The organism is Kribbella sp. (assembly GCF_035655035.1).
GTDB lineage: Bacteria > Actinomycetota > Actinomycetes > Propionibacteriales > Kribbellaceae > Kribbella.
Genome location: NZ_DASRVN010000067.1, coordinates 55,071 through 65,804 on the forward strand (window position 1 = coordinate 55,071; position 10,734 = coordinate 65,804).

Here is a 10,734-nt window from a genome sequence, read left to right on the forward strand (position 1 = left end):
GCACGTCGCCGCACGACCGGGGAACCATCACTGTGATGGTTCCCCGTCGGCGTTGAGGGAGCCGAGCAGGCCAAGGGCATCGGCGGAGGTGCTGCCCGGTTCGGCTTGGTAGACGATGAGTTGCTGGGCCGGGGCGCTGTTGACGGTGAACGACTCGGAGTGCAACTGCAGGTCGCCGACCTGGGCGTGGTGGAAGAGCCTGGCCTCGCGGGTCTTGCGCCGTACGTCGCACCGCGCCCACCGTTCCCGGAAGTCGGCGCTCTTCAACGACAGCTCACCGACGAGTTCCCGCAGCCGCGGGTCGTCGGGGTCGCTGCCGGCCGCCCGGCGCAGTGCGGCCACGTTCGATTCCGCGGCGCGGTCCCAGTCACGGTAGAAGTCGCGCGCGGCCGGATCCAGGAAGGTCGTCCGCAGCAGGTTGTCCGAGTGGGTGAAGCCGCTGTGCAGGGCAGCCGCGAGCCGGTTGCGAGCCAGCACGTCCAGGGCATGGCCGACGACGAGAGCGGGCGTCTCGCTCCAACTGTCGAGGAGCATCAGCAGGTGCGGAGCGACGCGTTCGACGCGAGGCGCCCGGCGCGTACGGCGGTTAGCCGGGGTAGCCACGCGGAACAGGTGCAGCACCGCCTCGTCGTCCAACCGCAGCGCGCGTGCGACGGCTTCCAGGGTCTGCCGCGACGGGCGCCGTTCGCGGCCCTGTTCCAGGCGCATGTAGTAGTCCGTACTGATCCCCGCCAGGGTGGCAACCTCTTCACGCCGCAGACCTGGGACCCTGCGGCGGCCGGTCGTGGGGAGGCCGGCGTCCGCCGGGCGCAATTGGGAACGCCGCGCCCGCAGGAAGCCTCCCAACGCGTTCTCGGCCGCGGGTCCCTTGTCGGTGTCCATACCCCCGAGGCTATGGCGCCACAGAGCCTGGTTGGGGTGGATAAGGTGGGTGCGCTTCACCCAGGAATTGGACACCCCGGCCTACACTGAAACGTGTCAGACGCACCAGCAAGTCAGCCCCAGCGAGGTGCGACTGAGTGGCCCAGGACGAGCCGTCCGTTGTTCGGTCGGGACGCCGAGTTGGCCCAGGTGGAGCTTGCCTTTCGCGAGGCGGGCCTGGGACGAGGTACTGCGGTGGTGCTGGCCGGCGAGGCGGGCATCGGCAAGACAGCGCTGATCGAGCAGGCGATTCGCGCGGTTCCAGGAGTCCAGGTCCTGCGTGCTGCCGGTGCCGAGTTCGAGTCGGTCCTTCCGTTTGCCGCACTGCATCAGCTCTGTGGGCCGTTGCTCGGTCGATCGGAGACCCTTCCCGGGCCGCAGCGCGCCGCGCTCGAGGCGGCCTTCGGGATGCGGAGTGACGTCGTACCCGAGCGTCTTCTCGTCGGGCTCGCCGTGCTCGGGCTGCTGGCAGACCGCAGCCGGCGGCTTCCGGTTGCTTGCGTCATCGACGACGCGGACTGGCTCGACGACGAGTCTGCGCACGCCCTCGCATTCGTCGCCCGCCGCGTCGAGGCCGATCGCATCGCGATCGTGTTCTCGGTCCGTGATCCGGCGTCGGCTCAGCAGCTGGCGGGGCTTCGTACGATCCCGGTAGGTGCCCTCGGCAACGAGGACGCCCGGCTGCTGCTCGCGTCCGCCATTCACGCACCGATCGATGCGCGTGTGCGGGACACGATCATCGGCGAGGCGCGGGGGAATCCGCTCGCGCTCCTGGAGCTTCCACGCAGTGCCGGCTCGCGGAGACTGGCCGGCGGCTACGCGTTCCCTACGCGGCCCGTTGCCAGTCGCATCGAGGAGAGCTTCCTTGAGCGCATCTCGGCGCTGCCTGCGCAGACCCGGGGCTTCCTGCTCGTGGCGGCGGCCGAACCACTCGGCGACACCGTTCTGCTCTGGGATGCGATCGACCGGTTGGGCATCGACCGGGCAGCCGCCGAACCGGCCGAGACGGCCGATCTGCTCGAGATCGGCGGCCGCGTCCGTTTCCGTCATCCGCTCGTGCGTTCGGCGGTGTACCAGGCGGCAGCACCTGCCGACAGACGGCGGGCGCATGACGCGCTCGCGGCGGTGACCGACGCCGAACGTGAGCCTGACCGCCGAGCCTGGCACCGGGCACAGGCAGCCTCCGGCCCGGACGAAGACATCGCCCTGGAACTCGAGGCCTCGGCCGGCCGGGCCCTCACCCGCGGTGGGATGTCCGCCGCTGCCGCATTCACCGAACGCGCGGCCGAACTCACGGCCGACCCGGGAAGGCGCGCGAGCAGAATGCTCGTCGCAGCCCAGTTCGCCCAGTCCGCAGGTGCCGTGAACTGGGCGTTGAGACTCCTGGACGAGGTGCAGAACGACCAGTTGGGCTCAGAACAATCGGGCGCGGTGTCACTCCAGCGTGCCCAGATCGCCTTTCAATCGGCGCGTAACTCCCGCGCCGCGTCCATGCTGTTGAGCGCCGCCACACGCGTGAATGGCGATCGCGCACGGGTCGCGCTCCTCCAAGCGTTCAGCGCGGCGATGTACGCCGGCCGGCTGGGCGACGGCGTCCTACCCGAAGTCGCGGGCGCCGGTCTGCGCGAGTTGGCGCATACGGCCGGCGCGCGACCCGTGGACCACCTGCTGGAAGGTCTGGCCACCCACGTGGTGCTCGGCTACGAGGCGGCTGTTCCGGCGATGCGGCGAGCGATGGCCGAAACACTGGCCGACGGTTCGATCCGCGACAAGGAACTCCGGTGGCTCGGTCTGGCCTGCATCACGACCATGGACCTGTGGGACGACCAGACGCACGCGGTGCTCACCGAGCGGATGGTCGCGATGGCGCGGAAGACCGGGGCGTTGTCGGTGCTGCCACTCGCGCTGAATCTCAACGCGATCGCGCATGTCCTGGGCGGCCGGCTCAACGCGGCCACCGTCGGCGTCAGCGAGGCGTACGCGATCACCGCTGCGACCGGCAACGCCGAATTCGTGTACGGCGACATCGTGCTCAGCGCCTGGCGAGGAGACCGGCACCGCGTCGACCAGCTGCTCGCCTTGGCTCCCGAGGTCATCCGCCGTGGCGAGGGCCGGGCCCTGGTGGTGATGGAGTACGCCACCGCCGTACTCAACAACGGGTTGGGCGAGTACCAGCTCGCGGCGGACGCCGCTACCCAGGCGCAAGCACACGGCGACCTCGGTTTCGAGCTCTTCCTGCCCTTCGAACTGGTGGAATCGGCGGCCCGGCTGGGTAGACCGGAGTTGGCCGGCCGGCCCATGCACACGATCGAGCGAGGTGCGCGCCTGTGCCGGACCGATGCGGCGATCGGCGTGGAACTGCGCTCCCGCGCCCTCTTGAGCACCGACGCGGACGCCGACGTTCTCTTCCAACAGGCACTCGCGCGTCTGGAACGTACGACGTTGCGGACCTACTGCGCCCGAACGCATCTCGTGTACGGCGAATGGCTGCGCCGTCACGACCGGCGCTCGGATGCCCGGCACCAACTGCGCACCGCCCACGAGGCACTGTCCGAGATGGGGCTCACGGCGTTCGCCGACCGGGCGGCCCGCGAACTGGAAGCGACCGGCGAACACGCACGGCGGCGTGATCGCCTCTTCGCCGACACCCTGACCGCGCGGGAGCTCGACATCGCCTCCCGCGCCGCCGGCGGTGCGACGTCGAAGGAGATCGCGGCCGCGCTCTATCTGAGCCCGCGCACGGTGGATGCGCACCTGCGCAGCATCTTCCGGAAGTCGGGCGTCAAGTCCCGGCGGGAACTGCGGAACCTGAACCTGGCGGATCCCGGCCTCAGCGGATGACCGCGATGTTGACGTCGATCGTTCCCAGGCTGCGCGCGATGCCGAACGACAGGAAGATGAAGTGTTCGGTCGCCCGCGCCTGACCGATGTCGCCGAGATCGAGCTGCCACTCCGCCGGCCAGCCCAGATCGCTCAACAGCCCGCCGACCACGGACTTCGCGTCGCTGTCGTTGCCCGCCAGGAAGACCGTGCTTGCCGCGGGAAGACTGGACGGGTTGTTCATCAGCGGCGCCTGCACGGTGTTGAGAGTCTTCACGACGTGTGTCCGCGGGAAGGCGTCCTGGATCACTTGGCCCAGGCTGGCGTTCGGGTAGCTCAGTTCGAAGTTCGCCGACAGGTCGTTCGCCACGTCGACGAGAACCTTGCCCGCCAGGGCCTCCGCGCCGATCGAGTTCAGCGTTTCCAGGACGACCCCGCCAGGGATCGCGTCGACCACGACGTCGGCGCCGGCGACCGCTGACTTCACGTCGGCGGTCGGTGCCGGAAGGCCGGTCTGTTCCGCCGGGTTGCGGGACGCGTAGACGACGCTGTGTCCTGCCGCGGCCAGCCCACCGCCGATCACCTTTCCGACCCGACCTGTTCCGATGACTGCGACGTTCATGCACTACTCCCTTGTCTGGCTCGGTCGGATACAGCCTCGCCGGTGCGCGCGGGTCCTCGCGTCGGTAGTGAACACCTAACTCTGGCGCCGGGGTGGACCGAGGAACTGGCCGGGTCCGCCGTGTGGTTGTGTTCGTCCCAGACGAGTTACGTCTCCGGGCAAGGACGGGAGCGTCGGATGGATTCGAGGCCGAGTTGGCCCACGATGGAGATCGCAGCGTGGCAGCCGACCAGGGACACGCTGCATCTCTGGACCCAGATCGTCGGCAAGGTTCGGTTGGCACTGACGCCGCACGTCAACCACTGGTGGAACGTGCCGCTCTACGTCAACTCCGTCGGGTTGACGACGTCGCTGATGCCCTACCGCGGCGGCGGCGTGGAGATCACCTTCGACTTCCTCACCCACACGCTGCTCATCCACACCACGGCGGGCGACCGTCGGGTACTGCGTCTCGAGCCCCGTTCGGTCGCCGACTTCTACGCCGAGTTCCGCTCCGCTCTCCGCGAACTGGACATCGACGTTCACATCCGTCCGGTACCCGTCGAACTGCCCCACGCGATTCCGTTCGACGCCGACCACGAGCACGACAGCTACGACCCCGCGGCTGTGCGGGACTTCTACTGTTCCTTGGTTCATGCCGAGCGGGTGCTGACGAAGTTCCGGTCCACGTTCAGCGGCAAGGTCAGCCCGGTGCACTTCTTCTGGGGCGCCTTCGACCTCGCGGTCACGAGGTTCTCCGGCCGGCTGGCTCCCCGCCACGCCGGCGGGGTCCCGAACTGCCCCGACTGGGTCATGGCCGAGGCGTACAGCCATGAGGTGTCGAGCTGCGGCTATTGGCCGGGCGGACGCGAGGAAGGCATCTTCTACTCCTATGCCTATCCGATCCCGCCCGCCCTGGAAGCCGCCGAAATTCGGCCGGCCGCAGGCTATTACGACGGCGAGCTGCGCGAATTCGTCCTGCCGTACCGCGACGTACGAAAGGCCGACGACCCCGACGCGTATTTGACGGAATTCCTGACCAGCACGTACGACGCCGCCAAAGCCCTCGCCAACTGGCCGTGACCGGCGGGCTCTGAACGGAGATCCGCGGCGCGATGCCCACCTCCTCGCCGCCCACGCCCGGCCCCCGTCCAATTGGCCCCTGAGAATCTCGCGGAATGACAGCGATTTTCAGCTCGCGGGCGCTGTGCGTGGTCGCCGGGGCGCGCTGGGTTGTGTCAGGATGCGGCGCGTGAGCACGCCAACCAAGGTCCCGGAAAGGGCCGGTACGACAGCGAAACAGCCGCTCCGGTCCTCGGTCGGGTTCACCGTCACCTTGGTGCTGCTGGTCGGTACGGCGTTGTTCGGGCGGCGGTTGTTCGCCGGGTGGTTCGTCGATGACGGGGTCCGGACGTGGGCGACGATGTTCGTCGGGGTCACGATCCAGGCGATGCCGTTCCTGGTGCTCGGCGTCGTGCTGTCGGCCGCGCTGACGGCGTTCGTCCCGGCGTGGTTCTTCGCGAAGGCCCTCCCGAAGCACCCGGCCCTCGCCGTACCGGTCGCCAGCGCCGCCGGCGTGGTGCTGCCCGGCTGCGAGTGTGCGTCGGTACCGGTGTCCGCGGCACTGATGAACCGGGGCGTCACGCCCGCCGCGGCGATCGCGTTCCTGCTGTCGGCGCCCGCCATCAACCCCGTGGTACTGGCGTCCACGGCGGTCGCGTTCCCCGGTCAGCCGAAGGTCGTGATCGCGCGGGCCGTGACCTCGCTCGGGGTGTCGATGATCCTCGGCTGGCTGTGGTTGCTGACCGGCAAGGGTGGATCCTGGCTGAAGGTCCCGAAGAACCGGCACGCGCACGACGGCAGCAGGTTCGAGACGTTCCGGTCCGCGATGCTGCACGACTTCCTGCACGCCGGCGGGTTCCTGGTGATCGGCGCGGCCACCGCGGCCACGTTGAACGTCGTCGTTCCCCGGAGCTGGCTCGATCACGTGGCCGGGAATCTCCTGGTGTCGGTGGTGGTCCTGGGGCTGCTCGCCGTACTGCTGGCGATCTGCTCCGAGGCGGACGCGTTCGTGGCCGCCAGCCTGACGCAGTTCTCGCTGACCGCACGGCTCGCGTTCATGGTCGTCGGGCCGATCGTCGACGTGAAGCTGATCGCCTTGCAGACGGGCACGTTCGGCCCGAAGTTCGCCGCCCGGTTCGCGCCCGCGACGTTCGTGGTCGCCGTACTGGCGAGTCTGCTCGTCGGATGGTGGTTGCTGTGAAGCGCAACGTTGCCGGGCTGGTGATCGTGTTCGTCGGCGCCGCCGTACTGCAGCTCGCGATCTCCGGGACGTACTTGCGGTACGTGAAACCCGGGATGCGGTGGATGCTGCTCGCGGCCGGCCTGATCCTGATCATCCTCGCGATCACCGACGTACTGATGGATATGCGGAAGAACCCCGCCGAGGACGAGCCGCCACCAGCCCGGCCCGAGGATGCCTGGCGGGATGCTCCCTGGCGTACGGGCCGGCGCGACGACGAGGTCGACCAGCACACGCATTCGGATGACGACGGCCATGGCCATCACGGTCTGCCGCGCGCCGCCTGGCTGTTGCTGATCCCGATCTTCGCGCTCCTCGTCGTCGATCCGCCCGCACTCGGGGCGGACGCCGCACAGCGCCAGTCGCCGGTCGCGGCGAAACCCGTGCAGGCGCAGGGCAACGCGTACTGGCAGGGCAATCATTCGTTCGGGGCCGCGACCATCGCGGTGCGCGACTACGCCGTCTGGGCGGTGTGGAACACCGACTCGATGAAGGGCCGCACCTTCCAGCTGACCGGCTTCGTCACCCCGGACCAGAACGGCGTCTGGTACATCACCCGCATCGGCATCACCTGCTGCGTCGCGGACGCCTCGGCCTTCATGATCGAGGCCCGCGGCCACGCGGCGCCGCCGAAGAACCGCTGGGTGACCGTCACCGGCACCTGGGCCGAACCGACCAAACGCGCCGACGGCGACGTGGCCGCCCTCACGGTCCAGTCGATCAAACAGGTCCCCGCCCCCGCCAACCCGTACGAATAGTCCCCGCTCCCCCACCTGGGGAGGCCGAGGTGGACGGGTCTTGTTGATGTTGAAAATCGTTTTCAGTTAAGCTCCTTGCTACCCGGGGACGTGCCCGGGTCTTGTCCGGTCGTGAGGAGAACGAAGCATCATGCGTCCTGTCCCAGTACCTCGGGTCCGTCGCGCGGCGCGATGGATCGCCGTCGGAGTCGTCACCGTCGTTACCGCCGCGTCGGCTGCGGCCTGCTCTACGGCACCGACCGCGTCCGCGGGCGGCAGCAGCCGAACCATTCAGGTGGTCGCCGCGGAGAACTTCTGGGGCAGCATCGCGAGTCAGCTCGGCGGCAGTCGCGCCAAGGTCACCAGCATCATCAACAACCCGGCGGCCGATCCACACGACTACGAACCGACGGCCGCGGACGCGCGTACGTTCGCGGGCGCGCGGTACACCGTCGTCAACGGCATCGGGTACGACGCGTGGGCCTCGAAGCTGCTGGCGGCGAGTGCGGGCAACGACCGTACCGACCTCAACGTCGGCGACCTGCTCGGCATCAAGCCGGGCGGGAACCCGCATCGCTGGTACTCACCGGCCGACGTCCACACCGTGATCGGCAAGATCACCGACGACTACAAAGCGATCGACCCGGCGGACGCGGCGTACTTCGACCAGCAGCGGACGACGTACGAGAAGACGACGCTGGCGCCGTACGAGAAGCTGGTCGCCGGCATCAAGGCGAAGTACGCCGGTACGCCGATCGGCGCGTCCGAGTCGATCGTCTCGCCGCTCGCCGAGCAGTTGGGCCTGCGGATGCTGACGCCCGTCGGCTTCCTGAACGCGATCAGTGAGGGTTCGGACCCGGTCGCGGCCGACAAGGCGGCGATCGACCAGCAGATCGCGACCGGCCAGATCAAGGTATACGTATTCAACAGTCAGAACGCGACGCCCGACGTCCGCGCTCAGGTCGCGGCGGCCAAGGCGAAAGGCATTCCGGTCGCGACCGTGACCGAGACCCTGACGCCGGCCGGTGCGACCTTCCAGGACTGGCAGGTGCACCAACTGCAGGCGATCGAGCAGGCCCTGGCAACGGCGGCCCGCCGGTGAGCCCGGAACAAGCCGCAGTCATCGAGCTGCACGATGCGGCCGTCCGGGTGGGTGGGCGCACGCTGTGGGCCGGCGTCGACCTGACCGTCCGGCGCGGCGAGTTCGCAGCCGTCCTCGGACCGAACGGCGCCGGTAAGTCGACGCTCCTCAAGGTCCTGCTCGGTCTGTTGCCGTCAGCAACGGGACAGGTCCGGGTCCTGGACGCCGCGCCCGGTCAAGCCGGCCGCCGGGTCGGGTATCTGCCACAGCGCCGCAGCTTCGACCCCGGTCTGCGGATCCGCGGAACCGACATCGTCCGCCTCGGTCTTGACGGGCATCGGTGGGGCCTCCCGCTGCCCGTCCGCCGCGGGCGCAATGCGGCGGCGCGGGCACGAGTCGCGGACCTGATCGAACTTGTCGGAGCTTCGGCGTACGCTGACCGCCCGATCGGCCAGTGCTCAGGTGGCGAGCAGCAGCGACTGCTGATCGCCCAGGCGCTGGTCCAGGGTCCGGAACTGTTACTGCTGGACGAGCCGCTGGACAGCCTCGACCTGCCGAACCAGAACGCCGTCGCCGCGCTCATCGGCCGGATCTGCCGGGAGCAAGAGGTCGCCGTCGTGATGGTCGCGCACGACGTGAACCCGATACTCCACCACCTGGACCGCGTGGTGTACGTCGCCGGCGGGAAGGCGGTCTCGGGTCCCCCTGGCGAGGTCATCACCTCCGACACCCTGTCCCGTCTCTACGGCACGCAGGTCGACGTACTCCGCGCCTCCGACGGCAGGATGGTCGTCGTCGGCGATCCCGGCGTACCGGCGGTGCACGACGGTACGACGAACCGGGGAGGGCTGCACCATTCCGCCGCCTGACGGGCCCGCGTGGTCCTGGAACCTGATCGCGGACATCCAGCAGGCGTGGGCGTATCCGTTCATGGTCAACGCCTTCCGCGCCGGGGCGGTCGTGGCCGTCATGGCCGCTGCCATCGGCTGGTTCATGGTCCTGCGGCGACAGACGTTCGCCGGCCACACGCTGTCGGTCGTGGGCTTCCCCGGCGCTTCGGGCGCCACGCTGCTCGGCGTCAGCGCCGGCCTCGGGTACTTCGCCTTCTGTATCGGCGCGGCCTTGGTGATCGCGGTGCTCCCCCGTTCAGGACAGCACCGATTGTCCGAGGAGACCGCGCTCACCGGCGCGCTGCAGGCGTTCCTGCTGGCCTGCGGATACCTGTTCGTCGCGCTGTACAAGGGCTTCCTGAACGGCGTGAACGCGCTGCTGTTCGGCAGCTTCCTCGGCATCACGCACGGCCAGGTGACGCTGCTCCTGGTCGTCGCGGTCGTGGCCCTCGGCGGTCTGGCCGTCATCGGCCGCCCGTTGCTGTTCGCGTCGATCGATCCGCAGGTCGCGGCCGCCCGCCGGATCCCGGTGCGCGTGCTGTCGGTCCTGTTCCTGGTCCTGCTCGGCGCGGCCACCGCGGAGGCGGCGCAGATCACCGGCGCCCTGCTCGTCTTCGCTCTCCTGGTCCTCCCCGCGGCCACCGCCCAGGCGATCACCGCACGCCCCGCGGCGAGCCTGCCGCTGGCCGTCGCGATCGCCCTCATCACGACCTGGCTCGGCCTGCTGGCCGCCTACTACTCGCCGTACCCGGTCGGGTTCTACGTCTCGACGTTTGCCTTCGGCACCTACTGCCTGGTCCGGCTCGGACGGCACCTCGCCGGCGTGAGAGATCGCCGTACGGGCGGATTGCTCGAGGTGACCGGATGACGCATCCGTTCTTCCAGCACGCGCTCCTCGCCGGTACGGCGATCGCGGTCGCCGCCGGGCTGACCGGGTACTTCCTGGTCCTGCGAGCTCAGGTCTTCACCGGCGACGTACTCGGACATACGGGATTCACCGGTGCACTGGCCGCGCTCGCCGTCGGCTTCGACCTGCGGATCGGGTTGTTCGGGCTGACCGTCGTGGCCGCGGTGCTCTTCGGCGTCCTCGGCCGGTCCGCCAAGGTCGATGACGTCGCGATCGGGAGTCTGTTCTCCTGGATCCTCGGCCTGGGCGTGTTCTTCCTGACCCTGTACACGACCTCGCGCAGCGCCTCGAACGGCAACGCCGGCGTACGCATGCTGTTCGGATCGATCTTCGCACTCAGCGCCGGCCAGGCCGCACTGGCCGCGATCGTTGCCGGCGGCATCTGCGCGGTGATGGTCCTGATCGCGCGGCCTTTGCTCTTCGCCTCGATCGACGAGGCGGTCGCGGCGGCGGGCGGCGTTCCTGTTCGGCTGCT

General features: G+C 69.2%; 10 protein-coding genes. 8 read left to right on the forward strand and 2 right to left on the reverse strand.

Annotation, left to right across the window (positions count from 1 at the left end; genetic code table 11):
* Positions 1–27: 27 nt before the first annotated feature.
* Positions 28–882 (reverse strand): helix-turn-helix transcriptional regulator, encoded by an 855-nt coding sequence (locus VFF46_RS04310; protein ID WP_325035697.1) that lies wholly within the window; start codon positions 880–882, stop codon positions 28–30.
* A 93-nt stretch (positions 883–975) separates the two neighbouring features.
* Here VFF46_RS04310 and VFF46_RS04315 point away from each other — a divergent pair, with 93 nt between their 5' ends.
* Entirely contained in the window at positions 976–3,762 is a 2,787-nt protein-coding gene (locus tag VFF46_RS04315; protein ID WP_325035698.1) for an AAA family ATPase, read from the forward strand.
* Here the strand turns inward: VFF46_RS04315 and VFF46_RS04320 are convergent.
* The gene (locus tag VFF46_RS04320; RefSeq protein WP_325035699.1) at positions 3,752–4,363 is read right to left on the reverse strand and encodes an NADPH-dependent F420 reductase; all 612 of its coding nucleotides are present in this window, start codon (positions 4,361–4,363) and stop codon (positions 3,752–3,754) included. The genes VFF46_RS04315 and VFF46_RS04320 overlap by 11 nt on opposite strands.
* A gap of 204 nt (positions 4,364–4,567) precedes the next feature.
* Between VFF46_RS04320 and VFF46_RS04325 the strand changes: the two genes are divergently transcribed.
* The 7 genes from VFF46_RS04325 to VFF46_RS04355 all read left to right on the forward strand — a co-directional run.
* The gene (locus tag VFF46_RS04325) at positions 4,568–5,425 is read left to right on the forward strand and encodes a DUF5996 family protein (protein ID WP_325035700.1); all 858 of its coding nucleotides are present in this window, start codon (positions 4,568–4,570) and stop codon (positions 5,423–5,425) included.
* 169 nt (positions 5,426–5,594) lie between these two features.
* Positions 5,595–6,605 (forward strand): permease, encoded by a 1,011-nt coding sequence (locus tag VFF46_RS04330; RefSeq protein WP_325035701.1) that lies wholly within the window; start codon positions 5,595–5,597, stop codon positions 6,603–6,605.
* Positions 6,602–7,402 (forward strand): TIGR03943 family putative permease subunit, encoded by an 801-nt coding sequence (locus VFF46_RS04335; protein WP_325035702.1) that lies wholly within the window; start codon positions 6,602–6,604, stop codon positions 7,400–7,402. Before VFF46_RS04330 ends, VFF46_RS04335 begins: the two co-directional genes overlap by 4 nt.
* A 130-nt stretch (positions 7,403–7,532) precedes the next feature.
* Positions 7,533–8,483 (forward strand): metal ABC transporter solute-binding protein, Zn/Mn family, encoded by a 951-nt coding sequence (locus VFF46_RS04340; protein ID WP_325035703.1) that lies wholly within the window; start codon positions 7,533–7,535, stop codon positions 8,481–8,483.
* Positions 8,480–9,331, forward strand: coding sequence for a metal ABC transporter ATP-binding protein (locus VFF46_RS04345; protein WP_325035704.1), 852 nt, complete (start codon positions 8,480–8,482; stop codon positions 9,329–9,331). The genes VFF46_RS04340 and VFF46_RS04345 overlap by 4 nt, the downstream gene beginning before the upstream one ends.
* A 61-nt stretch (positions 9,332–9,392) precedes the next feature.
* A complete protein-coding gene (locus tag VFF46_RS04350; RefSeq protein WP_325035705.1) occupies positions 9,393–10,220 on the forward strand; it encodes a metal ABC transporter permease in 828 nt (275 codons plus the stop codon).
* The coding region (locus tag VFF46_RS04355; RefSeq protein ID WP_325035706.1) for a metal ABC transporter permease at positions 10,217–10,734 on the forward strand (518 nt) is incomplete at its 3' end. The genes VFF46_RS04350 and VFF46_RS04355, both read left to right, overlap by 4 nt.